Below are 23371 nucleotides of genomic sequence, written 5' to 3'. Positions count from 1 at the left end.
CATGTTATCGGCTTCTTTTTTTGCGCTGAGCTTCTTTTTTGATAAACGTCCAAACTCCCTGAACTGCAAATCCGATTAATAGCAAAACGATCAATAGCAGGGTAATAGACGGACCTGGCGGCGTCCCGAGCTGATAGGATGATGTCAGCCCCGTAAATACGCTGAATAATGAAATGAGTATGGCTGTAATGAAAACCATGTTAAAGCCTTTTGCAATTCTGATGGCGAATGCTGCCGGCAATACGAGCAGGGCCGATACAAGAAGGACCCCGATGATCGGAATAATGACTGAAATCGCAAGGCCTGTGACAATACTGAATGACAACGAAAGAACGTTTGTATTGATTCCCGATGTTTTGGCTGTTGCTTCATCAAACGTCAGCAGGTAGAGCGGCCTTCTCAGTACAATAAAATAAAGCAGGATCAGCAGTGTGATAATACTGATAATATAGACCTGCTGCTGGTTTACTGTCACAAGCGATCCAAATAGGTATTGATCGATGCTCATATTGGCTGTGCCTTTGGAAAGGCTGATTAAAAACATCGCGAAGGACAAACCAGCTGCCATTAAGATGGCAATGGACACTTCTGAATAAGTCCGATACGCCCGCCGCATGTATTCAATTCCGATCGCGCCGATGGTCACGACGACTATGCTTGCTGCGGTTATATTGGTGCTGAGAAAAAAGCCGATGGCAACACCTGACAATGAGATATGTGAAAGTGTGTCAGCCATTAAGGCCTGTCTTCTGAGAACGAGATACACTCCTAGTATCGGAGCCATGACGGCGATCATGCCGCCTGCTAGAAAAGCTCGTCGCATGAATTCCAAGTCAAACATTTCCATCCGCCTTTTTCTCCTCTCTCTAATCGAATCACTTTATCTAAAAATTGCTGTACTTCGTTTTGTTCGTGAGTAACCATCACAACTGTGCGGTTGTGATTTTTCACAAGGTGATGCATAAATTCGTAAAATCCTTTTCTGCTGTCGTAATCAACAGCTGTCGTCGGTTCGTCCAGCATCAGCAGATCCGGGTTGCTGGCGAGCATTCTGGCGATACAGATTTTCTGTTTCTGTCCGCCTGATAAATCACCGATTTTACGATGGCGGAGCTCCCACATTTCCACCATTTTCAGTGCTTTTTCTACTTCAAGATGATCTTCTTCATTTAAACGTTTAAACCATTTCCCTTTTGTATAGCGGCCTGACTGAACAAGCTCCAGCACCGTGCTCGGAAAGCCGGCATTAAATGAAGAAATTTGCTGCGGGACGTACCCTATGGTCAGGCGTTTCCCTTCTGTATTCCTTTTACTGATCGTCACTGTGCCTTCCCACGGTTTCAGCATGCCGAGCATTACCTTTATGAGCGTCGATTTAGAGGCGCCGTTTGGCCCAGTGATGCCGACGAACTCACCGCTTTCAATATCAAGTGATACTTTATCTAAAACAGGCGTATGGGAATAGCCGAAAACGATATCTTTCAATGAGACGAGATTCATGTTAATCTTCCTTTCTCACAAAGAAATAGTGTGCACCCTCCGGCGCACACTATCTTATGATTTAACCAATAGTGAATCTTTCAGGGCATCGAGGTTTTGTTTCATAATGTCGATATACCCTAAACCTTTATCCTGTTCTTCTTTGCTCAAGCCTTCCAGTGTATTCAGCACTTCTGTCTTTGCGCCGATTTCACTGGCGAGCGTATCTGCGACCTTTGAGGATGCAATTTCTTCAAAGTAAATAACTTTTACATTATGTTCTTTGGCATATGTTTTCAGCTTTGCCAAGCTGGCTGCACTCGGTTCTTGGTCAGGTGAAAGCCCTGCAATCGGAACCTGCTTCAAGCCGTATTCTTTTGCCAGATAGCCAAAAGCTGTATGCTGCGTGATAAATTCTTTTTTCTCCGCTTTTTTTGCGGTTGTACGATATAGTTTATCAAGATCCTGCAGTTTTGCAATATATTCTTTACTATTTTTCTCATAGTATTCTTTGTTATCCGGGTCCTGCTTCACGATTTGCGCCGTAATATTTTTAACTTCCTTCTGTGCCAGAACAGGGCTGAGCCATACGTGAGGGTCCATTGCATGACTGTGCTCATGCTCCCCATGATCATGCTCTTCGTGTTCTTCTTCAGAGCCTTCCATTAAATCAATACCTTTGCTTGCATTAACGAAAACGGCATGGCCTTGGCCCATGCTTTTTTCAGCTGACGGAACCCATGTCTCCATGTATTCACTATTATAAACGAACAAATCAGCATCCTGAATGTTGGCAATGTCTTTCGGCGTCGGTTCCCAATCATGCGGTTCAACGGAAGATGGGATTAACAGATCCACATCGCCTTTGTCTTTTACAATTTGTTTTGTGAATTCATACATCGGGTAGAACGTTGTGACAACGTGCAGTTTATCACCATTTGAATCCACCGACCCTTTTGTTGATGAGTTGCCGCATGCTGCAACTAATAAAAAGCACGCTGCAATCACAAACAAACCGCTCCATTTTTTAAACATATCGTATATCCCCTCTTTTTCAGTAACTTTAAATCAAAATGATAACGATTTTGTAATCCTATATCATAATAAACCGAAGTCATTACGTTTTGCAAGAATAAATTTCATTTTCATTTATTCTTCCCGCCTGCAGAGCGAATATATGTACTAAAAAACCCGGCTAAAAATGCCGGGCTACTTCAATCATTAGTTTGTTTTGTCCAGAAGATAGACCCTGCTCTCATAAGGCCGGAACACCATTTCGTCAGCAAGATCATCGTTGTTATAATTGCTGAGAAGCAGAGAGGCCTGAGCTTTGCCGCAGTTCTTAGGCCACTGAAAAACAGCCTGCTCTTTTGAAAAATTATTGACCGACAAAAGCTGCTGTTTACTGTTTTCTCTCATGTATACAAACAACTGCGGATCGTCCGGAAGCAAAAGATCAAAGCTCCCTTTCATGAGGTCAGCGTACTGCTTTCTCAGGCTGATCAGCTTTTTGTAATAGATTAAGACAGAATCAGGATCTGCCTGCGCTTCCTCCACATTGATTGCGGTGAAGTTCGGATTGACCTTCAGCCAAGGCGTGCCGTCAGTAAATCCGGCATTTTTGCCGCTGTTCCACTGCATCGGGGTCCGGGCGTGATCCCGGCTTTTGGCTAAGATCGATCTCATCACATCATTTGGATCATAGCCTTTTTCAAACACCCGTTTATGATACATATTGATCGTTTGGATATCTTTGTAGTCTTCAATCCGGGTGAACGGCGCGTTTGTCATCCCGATTTCTTCTCCCTGATAAATATACGGCGTGCCCTTCATAAAATAAAGTACGGCTGCCAGCATTTTCGCTGATGCTTTGCGGTATTCCCCATCGTCTCCGAATCTGGACACAATCCGGGGCTGGTCGTGGTTGCACCAAAACAATGTATTCCAGCCTTGATGTTCAAGCTTCTTTTGCCATTTTGTCAAAACCGATTTTAAATCAGAAAGCTCAAGGGGCTTCAAATCCCAATGTTCTTTTCCGGGCTGCTGATCAAGCTCCATATGCTGAAAGTGAAAAATCATATTCAGCTCATGCTTATCTGTTCCCGTATATTTCAAGCCTTCTTCCGGTGTGACACTGCCGACCTCTCCGACAGACATGACATCATAATGAGAAAACACTTCATCTGTGATTTCTTTTAAATAGTCATGGATTTGTTCGCCATTTGGCTGAAAGGGCTTCGGCTCTGCCTGCTGATTGATATAGTCCTCATACGAAGGAAGATATTCTTTCTTAGAAATGAGATGGAGCTGATCAATTCGCAAACCGTCGACCCCTTTATCGAGCCAAAATTTCATCATGTCATACACCGCCTGGCGAACTTCGGGATTTTCCCAGTTTAAATCAGCTTGTTTGACGGCATTCATATGGAGATAGTATTCTCCGGTGTGCTCCTCGTATTGCCAGACCGGGCACCCATAGTTTGAGAGCCAGTCCGTCGGCGGGCCGTTCTTTGTGCCGGGACGCCAATAATAATAGCTGCGGTATTTGCTGTTTTTGTCCAGCTCCGCTTCTTTAAACCACGGATGCTCGACCGAGGTGTGATTTAACACAAAGTCCATCACCAGCTTTAATCCCCGCTGATGCACCTGGTCCAGCAGCTCGTGAAAATCGTCCATTGTTCCGTAAGAATCCATAATCGCCTTATGGTTTGTCACATCATAGCCGTAATCAACATTCGGAGAAGGATAGATCGGGCAAATCCAAATCACATCTGCCCCGAGCTCCTTTATGTAGTCAAGACGGGAAATAATCCCCCGCAAGTCCCCAATTCCGTCTCCATTGCTGTCCTGAAAGCTTCTCGGGTAAATTTGGTACACCACTGCATTCTTCCACCAGTCCGTTTTCATCCCGCAATCCCCCTGTTTTGTCTTCTATTCAAGCTGAGATGGATAAAGTGTCATTCCGCCGTCGACGAAAAGTGTTGCGCCGGTCACATAGCTTGCTTCCTCAGATACGAGCCAAGCTGCTGCTGCCGCCACTTCTTCAGGCTTTCCGAAGGCTTTCATCGGGATTTTTTTCAATTGTTTTTGCCTGCTCTCTTCCTTTTTCGTATCAACATTTGATTCTGTGGCAATGGTGCCGGGCGCTATCGCATTGACGCGGATTCCCTTATCCGCATAATTGAGCGCCAGCGTTTCCGTCATCATCTTGATGCCGCCTTTGGATGTGGAATACTGAACGTTGACAGGGCGCGGAATCTGCTGATGAACACTTGAGATATTCAGCACATTGCCCTTGATATTGTTTTTCATCATGTGGTTAAGTGCTGCTTTCGCTCCCAGAAAGGTTCCGGTAACATTGACATCAATCACTCTCTGCCAATCTTCAAGACTCATCTCATGCGGCATCGCCTCAACGCCGTTAAAACCGGAGTTGTTTACCATCACATCGAGCGTGCCGAAATGCTCTAAAGCTGTGTCCAAGAGCGCCTGAATCCCCTCTTCTTTTGACACGTCCGCCTCAACTGCGACGGCTTTCCCTCCGTTCTGCTTAATGATTTCCAGGGTTTCATCGGCTCCAGACGGGTCGCTGTGGTAGTTTACAACAACATTCATTTTCTCCTGTCCGAACCGTTCCGCAATGGCTTTCCCGATTCCTTTTGAAGACCCTGTCACAATCGCTGTTTTTCCGGTTAAATCTTTGTACATACTTGATATCCTCCTCTGTTTCTCACTATGCAGTGGAAAATACCCTGTTTTTCCGAGTTGAAAACAGCACAAAAAAAGCAGAGAACCTGTAGTTCTCTGCCATTTCCTATTGAAAACGCTGCTCGGCAAGCTTCTTTTTAATATTCATCAGCCTGCTGTAAAAGAAAGCGGCGGACTCGTAATGTTCCAGCTGATTGAAACGTTCCGCTGTATCATGCAGCAGATCTTCGGCGTCAGCAAGAAGCTGCCTGGATTCCAGCAGGTCAAAGCATTCTGTAAGCACGTTCAGGTCGCCGCTTCCAAGATACAGCTCATGAATGAGGCGGAATTTCGTCAAGTACATGTCATCCTCCCATTCAGCCGCGCTCTTTATCCCGCGGTCATACGCCTCTACTGCCTTGTCGTATTTTCCCTCTTTACAGTAGATATGGGTCAGTGAAAATACAGCTTGAACAGCTTGCTGAAAGTTGTGCTCCTCAAAAATGGCGGCGGCTGTTTTGAAATAGCCCTCCGCTTCTTTGTAATCACCCAGACTGTACTTACAGTGTCCGACATTATAATAGGCAGCGGCGATCATGTATGCTTCTTCAAGCTGCCTGGCATGATCTAAAGCGCTGCACAAGTGGGTCAGTGCTTTTTCATGATGATACACATCGGTCAAATTTCCGGCGATGATAAATTCACACTGAACCCGGCGGCGACCGTACAGTTCATATTTCGTATAGATATCAAGCGCCTGGCTCGCATAATTCATGGAAAAATAAGTTTGTTTGATGTGATAATACACTTCTGCGACTTTAAAAAGAAACTCAGCTTTTTCGATCTCATCCTCGACATACTCGAGCTTTTCCTCGGCATGTTTATAATGGTCAATCGCTAATATGAAATTTTTCTGCTTGAATTCGTACATTCCTCTGAAATAATAAAAGTAGTATTCCAATAAGCCCGTGAGTTTTTGCTGATTGCTTTCAATTTCGTTCAGCATATCAGAGAACGGAGGCTTGGTGTCGCTGTCTTTCACCGGCATCAGCTTATCAAGCATGATTCGATGCCGGAATTCCATCAAAGAAAAATATAAAAGCAAGTCCTGGTTCTCTTCCATATCTTCTAAATCGTATTCAATCTCCTGCTTTAACGCTTCTGCTTGATCTGCTTCAAATGCGCGAATGAGCTTGTACCATTCATTCAGCTTTACTGCTACTTCTTCTGATGGAATCTTTGCTCTCATCGGTCTGCCTCCTTCCTCCTGCTACTATTTATGTTATATTTTATCATAGCTGTTCGCTTTTAGAGAGAGTCAATCACTTAAAAGCGTTAACATTCAGCACATCTTGAGAAAGTGAGACCGATATGAAGTTACCCGCAAAAACACTTGTTATTTTATGTATTCTATTTCTTCTAGATCTTTGTTTTAGTTATATTCGGCATGAATGGCATTCTCAAAACGCCTTGCAGGACATGCCTGTCCCCTCGGATCTTCATCCGATTGTGAAGCAGAATGCCGATGCACTCAAAGCCGCTGCAGCGAATAAAGGCATTACCGTCGTCATTACTGAAGGATTCAGGTCCTTTAAGGAACAAGATGAATTATATAAACAGGGACGTACAAAAAAAGGGAATATTGTCACCTATGCAAGAGGAGGGGAATCGTATCATAACTATGGTTTAGCGATTGATTTCGCCCTTCAAAAAAAGGATGGAAGCATCATATGGGATATGGAATATGACGGCAATCAAAACGGAAAATCAGATTGGCTGGAGGTTGTCGAGATCGCTAAGACACTCGGTTTCGAATGGGGCGGGGATTGGAAACGATTCAAGGACTACCCCCACTTGGAGATGATTCCTAACTAGACACCCCTCACAGCCTTTTCTTTTTCCTTATGTGCGCATCAATATAGGAAGGGTAAACCGGCTTATAGACAAGTTTGCAGTGCTGGTCACTGCCTGCAGTAAAGTCAGGCTGCCATTCCAGTTTCACATCAAAAGCGGCTAAAAATGCTTCTTTCGCTTCTTCAGCGGAAACATCCGGCCTGTGATTTATCGCTTCCAATTGTTCAGGTTCAATATCAGGCGCCATAAAAGCGTCAATCAACCCAGTTTCCGGATTGACAATGATGCGGGCAGCGCCGAACCGCAGCGGCACTCCTTTATACCAGACAGAAAAATGGTTGCGGACTCTCCCTCTTTCATCAATTCGGACGGGATTCACCCTGAAAAACTCAGCTGCTCTCGGATAGAGGGCATACAAAAATTGAAGCGCTATCTCTTGGCATTCTTCCGTGGAGCATTGGAGGTTGTTCCGCCAGTCCATAAAAGAAAGCGCTGCTTTTAATTTTCCGGTTCTTTTATCCGTCTTCATTTTGATTGTATTTTTATTTCTCGTTTCAAAATAGCTTCCTATGCTTAAATCCTTACGCTCCGGCGCAGCGCCCCTGCGCCACGTGCTTCCAATTTGTTCTCCAAAGTCTCTTTCACTGACTTTCTGCATATCAGAGGTAAAACCCAGCAAGGCAAATATATCAACTTCTTCCTTGTTCTGAAGCGGCGGCAGTGGCGCCGTGTTTTCTATTCTTTCATCTGCGATATGCTGGTCGGGCACAATTTCGTCTACATCTGCGGGATAGCTGTATCCCGGTAGAATCGGTTCATATACAAGCCTTGGTTCCTGTTCGCCATCAATGACATCGTACATCAGCTCAAAAGACATTGTGTTTAAGTAATGGGACACAACCTTCTCTTTTGCTACAAATTCCGTCGGAACTTCGGCTTTATGCCCTTCCCCGTAATATAGAAAGTGGACAATCTGACCGCTTCGTGTCATATCAATTAAAAAGCCTGAATTGGGAATCGGAAGCCCCAGCTCCATTTTGGTATAGACAAACCGGATGTGCTGCCCCCTTTCTTCCTTGCCTTGAAAATGAAAATTCATAAATGTGCCGGGATGATTGGCAGCGGCAAACTGAAGAGCCGTCAGCTTCAGCTCGGCATCTGGAAGTTTTTTGTCTGTCTCGGAGTGGACAGTTGTTGAAAAGGTGAGCAAGGCGCCGTCATTTCTAAGTTCAACTGTAATGTGCTTTTCCGGATCTTTAGGGTCCTTCCAGATAAAATATGCCTGCCCGTACTTCTTTTGCTTTTGGTCGTAATCTTCTATCTCAAGCTCATAATGCGTCGGTACATTTCCGATCTCCTGCGCCTTCTTTTTCAGCTGTGTATTAACCAATGAAGTCATCCCTTTCAAAGAGTCTACGACAAAGAGAATCCTGTTTATTATATAAAAAGATCTTTCTTCTTTTAAAGTGAAGAAAGGTCCTTTTCTATTATTGTCATTGTTTTTCGAGATTCTTTCTGTTACTTTCATCACGTACTCTCTTCTATACCTGAGGCAATTGCGTGACTTTTGGCTGTTTTACCATGAGCTGAAGACAGGCTCTCCTGTATGTGCATCGATAAAACGCGGATACACCGGCTTATAGACGAGCCGGTAGCTGTGTTCTTCATCATCTCCGTACTCTCTTTCCCAGCCAAGCTCAACTTTAAAATGCTGCCAAAAGATAGCCTTGGCTTGTTCAACTGAAATGGCCGGCACAGGATCAATGGTTGCCAGCTCATTTGGGTCAATATCCGGTCCCATATAAACGGTGATATACCCTGTCTGGCGGCTGACACAAATTTTGATCTGCCCAAATCGGATCGGAACTCCGTGACAATGCGCTTCAAATGTAAAAACAGCGACTGCGTTTTCTTCTTCATCCTTTTCATCGTATCTGATCCTAAAATATTGATCGGCATTCGGAAATAAAGCAAACAGAAAGCGAAGCGCGATTTTTTCGCACTCTGCCAAAGTTACTGTCAGCGGCCCTTTTTCCTCCATAAATGACATGACGCCTTCGAGTTTTCCGGTTTCTTTGTTATAGATGGTTTTCAGCACTTGATGAGTCCGTCCCTTAAACCAGCTGTCCATGCTTTTATCCGCCGGCTGATACACAGGGTCATCCGGATTCCGCCAAACGATTCCGATTCTCCCATCTCCCAAATCCGCTTCCCGCTCTTTGACAAACCCATTTTCAATACCAATCATGCTGTCAGGATCGGCCTTTTCGCGGATGCCCTCGAATAAAGGGAGAGGAAAGCTCTCCGGCTCCCTGTAATCATCGTCATCATCAACTCCTCCTTGTTCTTCTTGAACCAAATCCGCAGGTACGGTAATCGCCCTACATTCAGGCTCATACACCAAATGCGGCTGATCATCTCCATTTCTGTAAACAGAACGATGGAGAACCTCAAACAAAAGGTCGAACTCCACGTCCTTCTTGATAAAGGCAAGTGCCTCTTCAACATCCGCGACCCTCTTTGGCTTGATGATGCTGCCTGCTTCGCCGTAATAGCTGAAGTAAACGATCTCTCCTGATAAGGAAACATCAGCCATAAATCCGCTCATGGGGAGAGGAAGCCCAGCCTCCATTTGAACATATGAAATTCTCACTTTATCGCCGTATGCACGGTCATTTTCTTCACGAACAAAGGCAGAGAGTGCCCCCGGATGATGAGTCTCGACAAATTGGCGCATGATATCCTCTAGTTTCTCCTCAGACAGCCTTTCTCCGATTTCAGGCTCAATATCACAGGAAAGGGATTCCAGCTCCCCGTCCGGTCCAAGTTCCACGATAATGCCGATATTCTCATCCTGAGGATCTCTCCAACAAAAATAGGCTCTTTTGTCATCACCGCCATAATCTTCAATTTCCAGTTTTAAGTGTGTCGGCACCCGGCCGATTTCCAGTGCTTTTTGTTTCAGTCCCTCTTTCTTCACAAAGGCAGCCCCTTTCATCCTTCTTAAGTTCCCTCCAACTAATCAAAAAGTAATAGTCTAAAATACACAGTTTTCTGAGTTTACCAGTTTTACCAGAACATTTTTCACCAAAAATAGGATGATGAACCTATTCAATATAAAAGCTAATAATCTTAAAATTAATTCCGTTGTAACTTTTTATAGGTCCATTCATGACAAAGGAGGGCGGAGTTTCCAGAAAATCCGGTGAAAACCGTGAGAAAAGAACTGATTTTTTTGGTTATATGATGCTAATCCATTCAAAAAGATCCATTTCTCAAAGACAAAAGACTCCCCTTTCCTAAACCATTTGAGGAGGAAAAATGAATGTTTCAGAAAAAAACGTACGCTGTTTTCCTAATTCTTCTGCTGATGATGTTTACAGCTGCTTGTTCCGGCAGCAAAACAAGCGCGGAGAAGAAAGAATCAGAAACAGAAAAAAGCTCAGATATAGCTCAAGTCAAAATCAAGGATGTCTCTTATACGCTTCCGTCTAAATATGATAAGTCCACTTCAGATGACCAGCTTGTGTTAAAAGTCAATGTCGCGGTGAAAAACACAGGAAAAGACCCGCTGAATGTAGACAGTATGGATTTCACATTGTATCAAGGTGATACCAAAATGTCTGACACAGACCCTGAAGACTATAGCGAAAAGCTTCAGGGCAGCACGATTAACGCTGACAAATCCGTTGAAGGAAATCTTTTCTTCGTTGTAGATAAAGGCAAGCAATACGAGCTTAACTATACGCCGGAATCTTACGGTGATAAAAAGCCAAAATCAGTTACTTTTAAAATTGACGGAAAAGACAAAAAAATCCTGGCGACGGCAGATAAGCTCCAAGATTCTGCAAAAGCGTTATCAGCTTATGTTGATGTCCTTCTTTTCGGCAAAGATAACGCCGATTTCGAAAAAATCACCGGCGCTAACAAAAATGAAATTGTAAATGATTTCAATGAATCAGCCAAAGACGGTTATCTCTCAGCTTCCGGCCTTTCCAGCACATATGCGGACAGCAAAGCGCTTGATAATATCGTGAACGGCATTAAAGAGGGATTAAGCAAAAACTCTTCCATTCAGGCAAAAACGACTTCAATCTCTAAAGACGAAGCAATTGTTGAAGCCACAGTTAAACCTGTAGATGCATCTTCTCTTTCAGACCGTATCGAAGACAAAGTGAAAGACTACTACAGTAAAAACTCTAGTGCCAGCTATGAAGAGGCAGTGAAATACGCGCTTCAAGTCTATCCTGAGGAATTCAAAAAGCTTGGACCTGCTTCATCTGAAAAAACAGTTGAAGTGAAAATGAAGAAAAATGACATCGACCAATGGCAGCTTGATATGGATGATTACAGAGCAGCAGAATTAGTCGAAGCATTCATCAAAGAATAAAACACCAAAAGGAAATAGCCATGACGGCTATTTCCTTTTTATTTGAAAATGTCGCTGATGAAATTCACTTCATCTTCGGTGAGTTCAATGTTCAAGGTTTTCAGGTTATCCTGTAATTGCTCAGGTCGTTTAGCTCCTGGAATAATGGCATCAATCGCCGGTCTCGTTAACAGCCACGCCAAGGCGACATGTGCCGTATCCGCTTGTTTTTCCTCCGCTACTGCTTTCAGCTTATCTACTTTTTTGAGATTGTGGATAAACGTTTCACCCTGAAATTGAGGTTTATCCTTTCTGAAATCATCAAAGACTGTGTCTCGCGTGAATTTTCCTGTCAGCAGTCCGGACGCAAGCGGAAAGTAAGGAATAAAGGAGATGCCTTGTTTTTCACAGTATGGAAGAAGCTCTTTCTCGGCATCACGCTGTATGAGAGAATATTCGGCCTGGAAGACCTCCAAATAGCCATCAGCATTAAAATCCTGCAATTGCTGATAATCGAGGTTCGAAGCGCCGATTGCTTTGATTTTCCCCTCATCCTTCAGCTCTTTCAAAGTGCCCGCCACTTCAGCGAGAGGTGTTTTTCCATCCGGAAAGTGAACATAATACAAATCAATATAATCTGTTTTCAGCCGCTTCAGGCTCTTCTCGACCTCGCTGCGAAGAAACTCCCGGCTATTGTCTAATTCAATGCTGCCGTCCACTTCTTTATGAGCTCCTTTGGTGGAGATGATGAGCTCATTCCGCACGCCGCGTTCCTGTACGACTTCGCCGATTAATTCTTCAGATCTCCCCAATCCATATATAAAGGCGGTATCGATAAAATTGACGCCGCCATCCAATGCCGTGCGCACTAAATCCTTCCCTGTTTCATCATTTAGATTTGGAAATAGATTATGCCCGCCGACCGCATTCGCGCCGAATCCGATCCGCTTCACCTTCAGCTTCGTTTTGCCGAGTGTACGTGTTTGATCCATTGTTCCTTCTCCTTTGAAACCAATTTTGATGAAAAATAGTGCAGGGTCACTTTTTGTATTAGATATCCTTTTTCTATTTTCCTTCTTTTTTCAGGATATACAAAAAGGAGAAAGTGTATTTCTCCTTTCGCAAGTTTATTTTGGGAGAACCCATTTGTCTTTCAGGAAGCAGGCTCTGGCTAGTAAAAAGAAGATGGCGATCAGCACGGCGATGGTTCCTGACGTAGACAAAATGGCAGCCGGATCAACCATCCCGAATAAAAGCTGTTTAAATAACGCATGCAGGTTCAGAAACGGGATGAGAAAGTATGATAAGTCAAATTGGTTCGGTGCCTTGCTGAAGATGAAAAACATCGGGAACACAGGCAGAAAGACGACGAGAGACATATAACTTTGCGCTTCTTTTACCGAGCTGGACATGATGCTGATGAAAAGCTCCATCGCAGATATCAGCAATGCAGAGAGCACAATGATTAAGGCTGAAGCGCCGATTACACTCCACATATGATCTCCCAGCTGGAAGGCCGTTTTTAAATTTTCGGTAAATAACACGGTGGACAAAATCAAAAACACCAAAGCAAATACACCTGAAGCCACGCCAAAAGTGGAAACCGCAAGCCACTTGCCGACCAGCACTTTGTTTCTGCTGACTGGCGTTAATAGCAGCGCCTCGATTGACTTTCGGTCCTTTTCACCGGCCATGATATCAAGAGCGATCGGCATTGCGCCGGAAACAATGGAAGTCAGAATCAGCATGGGCAGAATGGCGGAAAGCATAATAGCGGAAGTCCCTTTCTCCTCATCCGCTTCCTTTTGCTGAATTGTAAACGGCTGGATCACCGATTGATCAATATGCTTATTTGTTAAACGTTGCTGCACAATTTCATTTTTGTACTGATCTAAGGCAGACTGCACAAGCTGCATGGCATTTGACGACCCTTGATCGATTGAATTGCCGTAAACATCAACCTTAAAAGGTGTCATGCTGTTGACATATGAGTCGAACTCTTTCGGGACGTTCAGATAGGCATCTGCTTTTCCTTCATCAACTGCCTCTTCAGGCTTTGCAAATGTTTTTACGCTGATTTCGTCAATCTCATTAAGCTTGCTTTCCAGTGCGGGCGGAAGCGAATGGCCGACAGCCAGCGTGTACTGCTCCCCTTTGTCGGACAGCATGCTTTCATAAAAAAAGACAAGTCCAAGCATCATAATCATCGGCACTAAGATTGTGAGTAATATCGTTTTTCTGTCGCGTAAAGCGTCGATCATTTCTTTTTTATAAATATGGCTCAGCATTTAAGAAATCCCCCTGACAAGCTTAGACATAAAGATGTAATTCAAATCCTCACTGCGCTCGCTCTCGTATAGTGATTCAAGCGCCCCTCGGTAAATCACCTCTCCGCTGTGAATCATGATGACACTGTCACAGAGCGCCTGCACTTCCTCCATAATGTGGCTGGAGAAAAGAATCGTTTTTTGTTCTCTTTTGAGCTGCTGTATAAATTCGCGGAAGATGTTGCTTGACGTAATATCAAGCCCAGTTGTCGGCTCATCAAATAAAATGATGTCCGGATCGTGAATCAGCGCTCTGGCAATGGCGACTTTCTGCCTCATGCCTTTAGAAAACCCGCCCACTCTCCGGTTCATATAATCGCGCATGCCGAACCGTTTCGATAAATCTTCTATTCTTGCTTTGATCTCGTGGCGGTTCAGCCCATACAGCCTGCCGAAGTATTGGAGATTTTCTTTAGCGGTCATCCTGTCGTAAAGCCCGGTTTCTCCTCCGAATAAGACACCGATTCTTTGTTTGACCTCAGCCGGCTGCTTGACCGTGTCAAAGCCGTCTACTGTGATTACACCCTGTGATGGTTCAAGCAAGGAAGCAATCATTCTCAGCATCGTCGTTTTGCCGGCACCGTTTTCTCCGAGAATGCCGACGACTTCTCCTTTTTCAATTGTTAAGCTTACATCTCGCACCGCTTTGACTACTTTTTTCTTATCCTGAAACCTGCGGCTGCAATCGGTCAGTGTAATCATGTCACAATCTCCCTTATCTTTATTTCTAGTAATGACTATATACGAAAAGCTGGATTAGTTGGATAAAGTTGTCGCGAAGAGTTCTTTTTATGTCGCGAAATGGGATAGAATAAAGATGATTCTATGTAACTAGGGGAATGATAATGGTAAAAGTCGGACTTGTAGATGATTATCGAGTAGATTTAGAGAAGTTAGAAGCGATCGTGTCCAGAATGCAGGACGTCGAAATTGTCTTTTCCACCGATTCAGCGAAGGAAGCCTACAGGCGGGTAAAGAACGGAGACATTGATCTGCTGCTTGCCGATATCGAGATGCCCCATATGTCTGGCTACGAGCTTGCTGATTTGATCAAATCCCATTCACTTGATGTGGATGTGATTTTTGTTACCGGTCACGGCGGTTATGCGGTTCACGCCTTTGACCTGAACGTCCATGATTATATTATGAAGCCGTACTATGCCGACCGTCTGGCCGCTTCCTTCGACCGCTACTTGAAAAAGAAAACGGAAACGAGTTTGAATGGGCGTATATTGATAAAGCAAAAGTCTGAAATGCACGTCCTGCAAAAGAAGGATATTATTTTCGCAGAACGGACGGGACGTTCGACGACGATTGTGACAACCGCCGAAGAGGTGCAAACGTATCAAACATTAAATGATATTAAAGGCGACCTGCCCGAAAAGGATTTTCTTCGTTCGCATCGTTCCTTTATTATCAACATTCATTACATAAAGCATTTTTCCGCTTATACCAAGCATTCATTCACAGTTTCCTTTGAGGGAACGTCTAAAAAAGCGATGATCACTAAGCAGCAGCTTGATTATTTTCAAAACTACTATTTTTGAGGAGTTTAGTACGTGATTACCCTTTTTCAATGTCTTTATCTGATTTTATTTAGTTTCATATGTTATCAGGGAGCTGCTGCTTTTTCACACAGCACAGCCGCCTCTTGGCTCGCCGCTGCTTTAGGCGCAGCTGCTGCAGGATTGTACATTTGGAATACGAAGCGGGTGTGGAAACACTGTTCCTCAGGGCTTTGTGCGTGGATTGCTGTGATTCAAGTGATGTCGGCGGGAGTAGTGTTGATTGGCACAGACATCATGCCGGTATTATGTGTAATCGCGATATTTGCAGGGTGTGAAGGGCTCCGTATCGGACAGTCTGCTTTGCAGGCAAGGCTTTCTGATCAAATTGATAAGCTGACTCAAGCTGAACAGCACGCCAATCAAATGCTGATTGATGTCAGAAGCCGGAATCATGACACAATGAAACATATCACTGCAATCAAATCAGCTCAGCCCAAGGCAGATACACAAGCATATATTCAAAACTGGGCGGATCAATACAGCCAATATGACCGTTTTTTGAAAGGAGAGAACGCGTACGTTGCAGGGGTGCTTTATGATTTTTTAGAAAAAGCCCGCGCCTCGAATGTGAGTGTTTCGCTGCATATGCATACACCGCTTTCTTCCCTTCCGTTTTCGCCTGCTGATCAGGTCAGCTTGGTCGGCAACATATTAGAAAATGCGCTCGACAGCGCAGCGGAGGCCCGAGAAAAAGCAGAGATTAAACTGGAAACTTCACTGCGCAGCGGACTTTATGTACTGACTTGTGAAAACAGCACTCCCGGGATGGACCCAAAAGTGCTCGATACAATTTATCAATCGTTTGGCCGCTCAACGAAAAACGGCGCTCATGAAGGCATGGGCACATATATCATTCAAAAACTGGTGAAGAGCGCTTTTGGCAGGCTGGATTTTACCTACCGCCACCCCGTCTTCCGGTTAGAAATCAAAATTCCGTTTCAGAAATAAAAAAACCTTGAAAAGCCTGGCTTTTCAAGGTTTTTTCCATTATGAGGATAACGCTTGTGCAAAACGATCTGCTTCATCTTGCAGCGTGCTTTCAATTTCTTTGTAACGGCTGGAAATCGTTGATGCGCTAACGCCGTATTTTTTCGCCAGTTTAGCCTGGGAAACGGACGCGCCGTTAAGAGAAATTGCGTTTACATAATATTCAACTGCCGCCGCAAAAGCTTCCGGCTTTCTGATGACAGGTGATTTTTTCTCGCAGAATGTTTTCCAGATGTCAATAACAGCTGGGATCAATTCAGTCGGATACTCTTCCCCGCTCATGCCTTCTTCAATAGCCGCAGCGGTTTCTTTCTCCAAGTCATTTGCCCACTCAACAGTGCTTACTTCCGCTTTCTCTGCTTGTGGCTCTTCATCTTTCTCAGCTAACAACGCGAACAGAACGTTGTTGAATTCCTGCTTCATGAAGTCCTCCGGCGTTTTGCCGTCCTTCACAGCGGCATCCGCATATTTCTTCACCTTGCTGATCAGCGCTTCTGTTCTCTTCACCGGGAAGATCGTGAACTGCATGAAGAATTCTGCTTTTTCCGCTTCGTGGATTGGGTATCCAAGAATCAGGCTTCCCACTGGAGGAAGGTCTTGATTGCTGGCGTCCATTTCCACTTCGAATTGTTTTGCCGTAATGACATCTTCAAAGTGAATGATGCCTTCCTTCAGGTCCTTCAGCAGCAATAAAGCAGGCGTCATGCTCTGCCATGATTCTACGATCTCACGCGTTTTCGGACGAGTGATCGAATCGCCTTTTTTCTGAAGGTACTCTTCGAAGATTGTCTTCTCACCAGCAAGCGGGTGGAAGAAGATTCCCCAGATTCCTAAGTTAAATACGCTGATGTCTTTCGTCTGTCTGTCCATAGCAGAAAGAAAATCATGCTGGTTGATAAAGCCTGAAATGCTTTCTCTATGTACTGTGAAGGCATACTCCACTAAGTCTTCCTGAATTTGTTTCGCTTCTTTTGCCGCTAGTTCCGCCGGGAAGTCGACAACTTTACTTCCGCAGCATTTTTTATATTTCTTGCCGCTGCCGCATGGGCAAGGGGCATTTCGTTTCACTTTTCCCACAATAAACCCTCCGAATTCTGTTGTAACTTTTCTATTTTAACAAAAATAACTTCTGAGGGCTTGGTTTCGGGCTAAAAAAGAATTTGGTAATGTGATAAGCTGGCTGATTATGCCAATTTACCTATGACATTTTCACCAACTTTTGTGATTTAAGGCTTATCACCTATTCCCACTTTAGGCCCTTCTTTTTTACAATCATTAGGTGTTTATTTAACATTTTAAGGAGTGTTTCTATTGGAACTAGCTGGTTTCATGCTGCGCGCCTGCGCTCTTTTACTTGATGTAATCATTGCCGCAGCAGTGATTTTGGCAGCCGGATTTACGTTTGGCGATGGGTCCGCCGGTGTCATTATTGTCGCCATATTGATGCTGATTGTGTACCCTTTGCTGATGCCGCTGACAAATTGGAAGGGCACACTGGGCAAAAAAATCATCGGGCTGCAAATCGTGAGGGACGAAACATATAAAAAAATATCCTTCCCGCAAGCCATTGTCCGTTACCTGATAGCGTGGGTGCATGTGTTCTCCCGCCTGATCTATTTGACTGCCGCATTTACGAAGAAAAAACAAACCGTTCATGATATGGCTGCGAAAACCATTGTGCTGAAAGCAGAATAACCTTGAAGAATAGCATTCTTCAAGGTTTTGTTTTTCATTAATTCGTATTCTGGCCCCCGCCGTTCAGCCCTTCTTTAATCAGGCTGTTGACTTGGCTGCTGTACAGAAGGCCGATGTGTCCAACGCCATGGATTTGAACGTTTCTAGCACCATCTAATCTTGATAAGTAATTCATGACAATCATATCGGCACTGCTGTAAATGGATGTGTATAAAATCTTTTGATTTGGATCTGTTCCCGGAAGCGCCTTGCCTGTCGTCAAACGGTTCGCGCCGCCAAGCGTCACGACGTTTGCAACTTTATTTCCGCCGTCCAGATTTTTTATGTAGTAAAGTGTGTTCGCGCCCCCCATACTGTGAGCGACAATATCCACTTTTTTCGCACCCGTTTCATCTAAAACCTTTTGCACAAATCGTGATAATACCGGTCCATTGTTATAATTTGTGCCTGTCTTGTCCCAAAAATCAACTGCATACAGCTTGTCCCGCGACCAGCCCTGAGATACGAGATAGCTCTTAATTCCCGCAAAATTGAATGATGCCCCTCCAATGCCGTGAACCATAACGACTGGATTGTGTTCAGCGGCTTTTACTGACGGCTGCAACGCAAACAGCGATGTAACAGACAGCATCAAAATTGTTACAAGTGCAATGATCCTTCTTTTTACAAATTTCATAATATCCTCCTTTTTTTGTAACAAATTCTTCAATTATATTACGTTACCAAATTAATTAAGTAAAGGGTAATTTTGGCTTATTTTTAAAGAAATTTTAAGATTCAGAGGTCATTATTGGTCCTAAAAAGCCAAAAAAAGAAGGCTTATTCGCCTTCTTTTCTTCAATACTCATTGAAATAAGCTTGGATTTTTTGAGGATCATTTGTTTTGGTAAGCGCAAGCATCAGCAACATCCGTGCTTTTTGGGGGTTTAAAGAGTTCGATGCCAGCAAGTCCTTTTCCGCATAGTCTTGGTTTGGTGTGACGACACCATTTCCCGTGCGGGTAGAGCGCACCACTGTGACGCCTTTTTTGACTGCGCTGTCCGCCCCTTTTTCGGCTGCGTCAGATAAAGACCCGTTCCCAGAACCGGCAAATACAATCCCCTTTGCTCCGGCTTTTACAGCAGCGTCAAACAGGTAGCTTCCGTCATTTTGGTATCCATAGATAATGTCAACCTGCGGCAGCTCATCAAGATTAGAAACCGAGAAATCCGTGTCCTTCGTATGCTTACGAGTAATCTCATTATTAAAATAGATATCATCTGCAATTGTTCCGACGAAGCCCATTTCTTCTGATTTAAATGTATCTGTTGTGGTTGTGTTTGTTTTGGTGACATATCGGGCTGAGGCAATCCGGTCGTTAAGAACAACAAGCGTCCCTTTCCCTTTTGCCTCAGGGGCACCTGCCACTTTCACTGCATTGTACAGGTTAGAAGGCCCATCAGCGCTGATGGCTGTGGAAGGTCTCATCGAACCGACAATAACAACCGATTTATCACTTTTCACGGTAAGATTCAAAAAATAAGCGGTTTCCTCCAATGTATCTGTTCCATGAGTCACGACGATTCCGTCTACATCATCTGAAGCGAGCAAGTGGTTGATGCGTTTCGCCAGCTTCAGCAATATTTTATTATTAATATTTGTGCTGCCGACGTTAACAATCTGCTCGCCGCTGACGTTTGCAATGTCTTTCATTTCTGGAACTGCCTCGATCAGTGATTCAACGCCGACAACACCTGCTTTATATTCAGTTGTTGAGGTTTTCGATTGATCGGCACCAGCTATCGTGCCTCCTGTCGCTAAAATTCTAATGTTTGGCAGATCCTTTTTTTCAGAGGCAGAAGCCGAAGAGACTTTTTGTGTCTGCGTTTTTTCTTTCGGGGATTCTTTTGTTTCAGGAGAATGTGAACATCCGGTAAAAACAAACAATAGTGCGGTAAAAAGTACGAGCATTCGTTGTTTTTTCATCTATTTCTCTCCTTACATCCATATGATGATTAATCATTGTACATTTTATCTATTCAGTCAAAAGATCAGTCAGCTTTTCTCTCAGTATTTTTTGTTGTCATATCCTTCTTTTTTTGTCTTTTCATACAATGAATTTTTCTTGACAATTGATGATTGAATCAAGATAATAGACCAGTCACTATATTTTTGATTGCAATTCAGTAAGGTGGGAATGTTATGAGTTATGGAGATTCCCGTGAGAAAATCCTTTCGGCAGCTACCCGGCTTTTTCAGCTGCAGGGGTATTACGGCACGGGGCTGAACCAGATTATAAAGGAAAGCGGCGCGCCTAAAGGCTCTCTTTACTACCACTTTCCCGGGGGTAAAGAACAGCTTGCGATCGAAGCCGTGAATGAGATGAAGGAGTATATCCGTCTGAAAATCGCGGACTGCATGGAAGCCTATACCGATCCAGCGGAAGGCATTCAAGCCTTTTTGAAGGAGCTCTCCTGCCAGTTTTCATGTACGGAAGACATTGAAGGCTTGCCTGTGGGCTTGCTAGCGGCTGAGACGTCATTGAAAAGCGAACCGTTGCGCGAAGCCTGTCATGAAGCCTACAAAGAATGGGCCTCTGTGTATGAGGAAAAACTGCGGCAGACTGGCTGCAGCGAGAGCCGTGCAAAAGAAGCCAGCACTGTGGTTAACGCGATGATTGAAGGTGGCATCCTTTTATCTTTGACGGCAAAAAACAGTACGCCGCTCCTTCATATCTCCAGCTGCATTCCTGACCTGCTGAAGAGATAAAAAAACGACATACTACATGCAGTTGATAGAGAGGGGAAATGATTTTGGAAACAACAGCTAAAGCATCTCAGCAATACAAAGTGATGCCGATTATGATTTCCTTGCTGTTGGCCGGTTTTATCGGCATGTTCAGTGAAACAGCGCTGAATATTGCGTTAACCGACCTTATGAAGGAATTGAACATTACAGCGGCAACCGTCCAATGGTTAACGACGGGCTACCTGCTTGTACTCGGTATCCTTGTTCCTGTTTCAGGACTGCTGTTGCAGTGGTTCACAACAAGACAGCTATTTACCGTGTCACTTATCTTTTCAATTATAGGAACCTTGATCGCGGCACTCGCGCCAAGCTTCCCGTTTTTATTGGCGGCAAGGATCGTTCAGGCACTTGGAACCGGTCTTTTACTGCCGCTGATGTTTAACACAATCTTGGTGATTTTCCCGCCTCATAAACGGGGCGCCGCAATGGGAACGATCGGTCTTGTCATTATGTTCGCGCCCGCCATCGGCCCAACTTTCTCAGGATTGGTTCTGGAGCATCTCAACTGGCACTGGATTTTCTGGATCTCTCTTCCGTTCCTTGTGCTGGCGCTTGTTTTCGGTATCGCATATATGCAGAATGTATCTGAAACGACAAAGCCGAAAATCGATGTATTGTCTATCATCCTGTCGACGATTGGCTTCGGCGGCATTGTGTTCGGATTCAGCAACGCGGGTGAAGGCTCCGGGGGATGGTCCAGCCCGACTGTTATCGTGTCGCTGATTGTCGGCGTTGTCGGCCTTATCCTATTTTCAATCCGCCAGCTGACAATGAAGCAGCCGATGATGAACCTCCGTGCGTTCAAATACCCGATGTTTATTTTGGGTGTGATCATGGTGTTCATTTGTATGATGGTCATTCTGTCATCTATGCTGCTTCTGCCGATGTATCTGCAAGGCGGCTTAGTCCTGACTGCATTTGCATCTGGTCTTGTTCTCTTGCCGGGCGGTATTTTAAATGGATTTATGTCCCCTGTTACAGGCCGCTTGTTCGATAAATACGGGCCGAAATGGCTTGTCATTCCGGGATTTGTGATTGTCACCGTTGTACTATGGTTCTTCTCAAATGTCACGACCACTTCAACAGCTGTGCTGATTATCATCCTGCACACCTGCTTGATGATCGGGATTTCTATGATCATGATGCCTGCACAGACAAACGGTTTAAACCAACTGCCGCGTGAATTTTATCCAGACGGCACCGCCATTATGAACACGCTGCAGCAAATGGCTGGCGCTATCGGAACAGCGGTTGCGGTCAGCATTATGGCTGCAGGCCAGCATGATTATATGAGTACAGTTAAAAACCCTGCCGATCCGGCAGTCATCCCGCAAGCTTTGACAGCGGGTGTACAGCACGCATTTGTGTTTGCAATGATTGTTGCCATTATCGGTTTGATTGGCGCTTTCTTTATGAAGCGCGTGAAGGTAGATCATTAATATGAAAATCCCCTGACTAATGTTCAGGGGATTTTTCATGTTTACTTGTGGATCGTTTTCGCCGCGATTTCATCAATCGCGTGCCGCATTTCCTCCTTCGTATTATAAAAATGGGGAGCGAGACGGATAACTTTTTCCCGCGGCGCGCAAATCACTTTTTTCTTCTTCAGCAACGCCGCCGTTTCCGATGCCCGCTCATCCCGGATCGCAACCATGCCCGGCTGATCCCCACCTTGTGCCGCCGCCAGCTGCAGGCCTTTTTCAGCGGCATATTGAACTGCATCGGCACAGATCGTTTTCACATGATCCCTGATATGAGAAACCCCAATATGATTCAGCAGCGATAAAGCCGCTGCAGCTGCGTATACGCTGATAAAAGCTGGGGTGCCCGTTTGAAAACGGCGCGCGTCTTTTGCATAAGCCCCATCAAATCCGCTCTCTCTTCCGAACCAAGCTGATGCTTTCGGCTTCAGTGCGTCAGCCAGCTCCTTTCTCACATAAAGAAACGCCACACCCGGTATGCCGAGCAAATACTTCCGGGTGCCTGCTGCCAGCATATCTACGCCCCATTCCTTCACATCAATGGGAATATGCCCGGCTGATTGATAAGCATCTACAAACAATAAAGAGCCCTTTCTCTGAGAAATCTCGGCAATCGCTTTTATATCCTGAACATAGCCGTCACGATAATGAACGTGAGGAACACACGTCAGTACTGTTTCATCCGAAATATGCGTTTCATATTGTTCAAGCGGCAGCACGCCGTCTATTGATGGAATGACGGATACGGTATAATCGGAGTGTGCCTGCCAAACATGAGGCACCGCCGGAAAATCCATATCTGTATATACAACGTGCTTCTTTCCAAATGCAGTTAAGGACGATGCTACAGAAACCAGCGCATCAGAAACTGACGGCACAATCGCCACTTCATCCGGTTCAGCCCCGATCAGCTTTGCAAACTCGTTTCTCGCAAACTCTGTTTTTTCGATCGCTTCTTTCCAGTTCGTCCCCATATACAACAGGCTATCATGATAATCCTGGATCGCCCTTGATACAGGCTCTGCCAAAGCGCTCTGAGAACAGCTGGCAAGCATCGTATGCGTCTGCAAGGTTGGGAATAAATGACGATACTGCTGCGGCAAATGCTCCATTATGATTCACTCCTTTACATTATTT

23 protein-coding genes are annotated in these 23371 nt (G+C 44.7%); 8 read left to right on the top strand and 15 right to left on the bottom strand.

All coding sequences use genetic code 11. From position 1 onward, the window contains the following. Window positions 1-4 precede the first annotated feature (4 nt). The 6 genes from znuB to rapJ all read right to left on the bottom strand — a co-directional run bounded on the left by znuB (window position 5) and on the right by rapJ (window position 6415). Window positions 5-847, bottom strand: coding sequence for a zinc ABC transporter permease ZnuB (gene znuB, locus MHI44_RS13255; RefSeq protein ID WP_003246340.1), 843 nt, complete (start codon window positions 845-847; stop codon window positions 5-7). After that, a complete protein-coding gene (znuC, locus tag MHI44_RS13250) occupies window positions 805-1500 on the bottom strand; it encodes a zinc ABC transporter ATP-binding protein ZnuC (RefSeq protein ID WP_014475714.1) in 696 nt (231 codons plus the stop codon). The genes znuB and znuC overlap by 43 nt, the downstream gene beginning before the upstream one ends. Before the next feature lie 54 nt (window positions 1501-1554). Next, entirely contained in the window at window positions 1555-2514 is a 960-nt protein-coding gene (locus MHI44_RS13245; protein WP_339202104.1) for a metal ABC transporter substrate-binding protein, read from the bottom strand. A 186-nt stretch (window positions 2515-2700) separates the two neighbouring features. After that, complete coding sequence (locus MHI44_RS13240; protein WP_339202101.1) at window positions 2701-4386, bottom strand: alpha-glucosidase; 1686 nt, start codon at window positions 4384-4386, stop codon at window positions 2701-2703. 24 nt (window positions 4387-4410) lie between these two features. Continuing rightward, complete coding sequence (locus MHI44_RS13235) at window positions 4411-5187, bottom strand: SDR family oxidoreductase (RefSeq protein WP_003234739.1); 777 nt, start codon at window positions 5185-5187, stop codon at window positions 4411-4413. Window positions 5188-5293: 106 nt separating this feature from the next. Continuing rightward, a complete protein-coding gene (gene rapJ / locus MHI44_RS13230) occupies window positions 5294-6415 on the bottom strand; it encodes a response regulator aspartate phosphatase RapJ (protein WP_339202099.1) in 1122 nt (373 codons plus the stop codon). A gap of 122 nt (window positions 6416-6537) precedes the next feature. Between rapJ and cwlK the strand changes: the two genes are divergently transcribed. Continuing rightward, the gene (gene cwlK / locus MHI44_RS13225; RefSeq protein WP_327847577.1) at window positions 6538-7041 is read left to right on the top strand and encodes a peptidoglycan L-alanyl-D-glutamate endopeptidase CwlK; all 504 of its coding nucleotides are present in this window, start codon (window positions 6538-6540) and stop codon (window positions 7039-7041) included. Window positions 7042-7048: 7 nt separating this feature from the next. Here cwlK and MHI44_RS13220 read toward each other — a convergent pair whose 3' ends face one another. Further along, window positions 7049-8410: a YcdB/YcdC domain-containing protein gene (locus MHI44_RS13220; protein WP_339202096.1), complete on the bottom strand. Its 1362-nt coding sequence runs from the start codon at window positions 8408-8410 to the stop codon at window positions 7049-7051. 186 nt (window positions 8411-8596) lie between these two features. Next, entirely contained in the window at window positions 8597-10018 is a 1422-nt protein-coding gene (locus tag MHI44_RS13215) for a YcdB/YcdC domain-containing protein (protein ID WP_339202094.1), read from the bottom strand. Between the two features lie 173 nt (window positions 10019-10191). Between MHI44_RS13215 and MHI44_RS13210 the strand changes: the two genes are divergently transcribed. Both MHI44_RS13210 and MHI44_RS13205 read left to right on the top strand, forming a co-directional pair. Next, complete coding sequence (locus MHI44_RS13210; RefSeq protein WP_003246334.1) at window positions 10192-10323, top strand: hypothetical protein; 132 nt, start codon at window positions 10192-10194, stop codon at window positions 10321-10323. A gap of 22 nt (window positions 10324-10345) precedes the next feature. Further along, window positions 10346-11410: a DUF4352 domain-containing protein gene (locus MHI44_RS13205; protein ID WP_003234750.1), complete on the top strand. Its 1065-nt coding sequence runs from the start codon at window positions 10346-10348 to the stop codon at window positions 11408-11410. Between the two features lie 38 nt (window positions 11411-11448). Here the strand turns inward: MHI44_RS13205 and MHI44_RS13200 are convergent, their stop codons facing one another. From MHI44_RS13200 to natA, 3 genes are all read right to left on the bottom strand, one after another. Further along, window positions 11449-12381, bottom strand: coding sequence for an aldo/keto reductase (locus MHI44_RS13200; RefSeq protein ID WP_015715197.1), 933 nt, complete (start codon window positions 12379-12381; stop codon window positions 11449-11451). Window positions 12382-12516: 135 nt separating this feature from the next. After that, window positions 12517-13677 carry a sodium ABC transporter permease NatB gene (gene natB, locus MHI44_RS13195; protein WP_003234755.1) on the bottom strand — a complete coding sequence of 387 codons (1161 nt, stop codon included), beginning with the start codon at window positions 13675-13677 and terminating at the stop codon, window positions 12517-12519. Further along, window positions 13678-14418, bottom strand: a complete 741-nt coding sequence (natA, locus tag MHI44_RS13190) for a sodium ABC transporter ATP-binding protein NatA (protein ID WP_003234757.1) — start codon at window positions 14416-14418, stop codon at window positions 13678-13680. A 143-nt stretch (window positions 14419-14561) separates the two neighbouring features. On the opposite strand from natA, the gene natR reads away from it, so the two are divergent. Both natR and natK read left to right on the top strand, forming a co-directional pair. Then, entirely contained in the window at window positions 14562-15263 is a 702-nt protein-coding gene (natR, locus tag MHI44_RS13185; RefSeq protein ID WP_003234759.1) for a two-component system response regulator NatR, read from the top strand. A 12-nt stretch (window positions 15264-15275) separates the two neighbouring features. After that, window positions 15276-16232 (top strand): two-component system sensor histidine kinase NatK, encoded by a 957-nt coding sequence (gene natK / locus MHI44_RS13180; protein WP_069322339.1) that lies wholly within the window; start codon window positions 15276-15278, stop codon window positions 16230-16232. Between the two features lie 39 nt (window positions 16233-16271). On the opposite strand, the gene MHI44_RS13175 is transcribed toward natK, so the two are convergent. Beyond that, complete coding sequence (locus tag MHI44_RS13175) at window positions 16272-17348, bottom strand: helix-turn-helix domain-containing protein (RefSeq protein WP_003246276.1); 1077 nt, start codon at window positions 17346-17348, stop codon at window positions 16272-16274. Between the two features lie 234 nt (window positions 17349-17582). On the opposite strand from MHI44_RS13175, the gene MHI44_RS13170 reads away from it, so the two are divergent. Continuing rightward, window positions 17583-17966 (top strand): RDD family protein, encoded by a 384-nt coding sequence (locus MHI44_RS13170; RefSeq protein WP_009966469.1) that lies wholly within the window; start codon window positions 17583-17585, stop codon window positions 17964-17966. Window positions 17967-18003: 37 nt separating this feature from the next. Here MHI44_RS13170 and lipA read toward each other — a convergent pair whose 3' ends face one another. Together lipA and ansZ are read right to left on the bottom strand one after the other, a co-directional pair. Further along, window positions 18004-18642, bottom strand: coding sequence for a lipase LipA (gene lipA / locus MHI44_RS13165; RefSeq protein ID WP_038428323.1), 639 nt, complete (start codon window positions 18640-18642; stop codon window positions 18004-18006). Window positions 18643-18803: 161 nt separating this feature from the next. Next, window positions 18804-19931 carry an asparaginase AnsZ gene (ansZ, locus tag MHI44_RS13160; protein WP_339202091.1) on the bottom strand — a complete coding sequence of 376 codons (1128 nt, stop codon included), beginning with the start codon at window positions 19929-19931 and terminating at the stop codon, window positions 18804-18806. 216 nt (window positions 19932-20147) lie between these two features. On the opposite strand from ansZ, the gene lmrA reads away from it, so the two are divergent. Beyond that, entirely contained in the window at window positions 20148-20714 is a 567-nt protein-coding gene (gene lmrA, locus MHI44_RS13155) for a transcriptional regulator LmrA (RefSeq protein WP_339202090.1), read from the top strand. 38 nt (window positions 20715-20752) lie between these two features. Further along, window positions 20753-22192, top strand: a complete 1440-nt coding sequence (gene lmr(B), locus MHI44_RS13150) for a lincomycin efflux MFS transporter Lmr(B) (protein ID WP_032728901.1) — start codon at window positions 20753-20755, stop codon at window positions 22190-22192. 41 nt (window positions 22193-22233) lie between these two features. On the opposite strand, the gene MHI44_RS13145 is transcribed toward lmr(B), so the two are convergent. Next, window positions 22234-23346: an aminotransferase class V-fold PLP-dependent enzyme gene (locus tag MHI44_RS13145; protein ID WP_041850661.1), complete on the bottom strand. Its 1113-nt coding sequence runs from the start codon at window positions 23344-23346 to the stop codon at window positions 22234-22236. Window positions 23347-23371: the final 25 nt, after the last annotated feature.

The organism is Bacillus sp. FSL K6-1366 (assembly GCF_037976695.1).
Classification (GTDB): Bacteria; Bacillota; Bacilli; order Bacillales; family Bacillaceae; genus Bacillus; species Bacillus subtilis.
The sequence above is the reverse complement of the archived record's forward strand: the minus strand, read 5'-3'. Positions and strand labels throughout refer to the sequence as shown.

Bases quoted from the DNA above. Each gene is read 5' to 3' on its own strand.
- znuB (WP_003246340.1), bottom strand. From the start codon at position 847: ATGGAAATGTTTGACTTGGAATTCATGCGACGAGCTTTTCTAGCAGGC.
- znuC (WP_014475714.1), bottom strand. From the start codon at position 1,500: ATGAATCTCGTCTCATTGAAAGATATCGTTTTCGGCTATTCCCATACG.
- MHI44_RS13245 (WP_339202104.1), bottom strand. From the start codon at position 2,514: ATGTTTAAAAAATGGAGCGGTTTGTTTGTGATTGCAGCGTGCTTTTTA.
- MHI44_RS13240 (WP_339202101.1), bottom strand. From the start codon at position 4,386: ATGAAAACGGACTGGTGGAAGAATGCAGTGGTGTACCAAATTTACCCG.
- MHI44_RS13235 (WP_003234739.1), bottom strand. From the start codon at position 5,187: ATGTACAAAGATTTAACCGGAAAAACAGCGATTGTGACAGGGTCTTCA.
- rapJ (WP_339202099.1), bottom strand. From the start codon at position 6,415: ATGAGAGCAAAGATTCCATCAGAAGAAGTAGCAGTAAAGCTGAATGAA.
- cwlK (WP_327847577.1), top strand. From the start codon at position 6,538: ATGAAGTTACCCGCAAAAACACTTGTTATTTTATGTATTCTATTTCTT.
- MHI44_RS13215 (WP_339202094.1), bottom strand. From the start codon at position 10,018: ATGAAAGGGGCTGCCTTTGTGAAGAAAGAGGGACTGAAACAAAAAGCA.
- MHI44_RS13210 (WP_003246334.1), top strand. From the start codon at position 10,192: ATGACAAAGGAGGGCGGAGTTTCCAGAAAATCCGGTGAAAACCGTGAG.
- MHI44_RS13205 (WP_003234750.1), top strand. From the start codon at position 10,346: ATGTTTCAGAAAAAAACGTACGCTGTTTTCCTAATTCTTCTGCTGATG.
- MHI44_RS13200 (WP_015715197.1), bottom strand. From the start codon at position 12,381: ATGGATCAAACACGTACACTCGGCAAAACGAAGCTGAAGGTGAAGCGG.
- natB (WP_003234755.1), bottom strand. From the start codon at position 13,677: ATGCTGAGCCATATTTATAAAAAAGAAATGATCGACGCTTTACGCGAC.
- natA (WP_003234757.1), bottom strand. From the start codon at position 14,418: ATGATTACACTGACCGATTGCAGCCGCAGGTTTCAGGATAAGAAAAAA.
- natR (WP_003234759.1), top strand. From the start codon at position 14,562: ATGGTAAAAGTCGGACTTGTAGATGATTATCGAGTAGATTTAGAGAAG.
- lipA (WP_038428323.1), bottom strand. From the start codon at position 18,642: ATGAAATTTGTAAAAAGAAGGATCATTGCACTTGTAACAATTTTGATG.
- ansZ (WP_339202091.1), bottom strand. From the start codon at position 19,931: ATGAAAAAACAACGAATGCTCGTACTTTTTACCGCACTATTGTTTGTT.
- lmrA (WP_339202090.1), top strand. From the start codon at position 20,148: ATGAGTTATGGAGATTCCCGTGAGAAAATCCTTTCGGCAGCTACCCGG.
- MHI44_RS13145 (WP_041850661.1), bottom strand. From the start codon at position 23,346: ATGGAGCATTTGCCGCAGCAGTATCGTCATTTATTCCCAACCTTGCAG.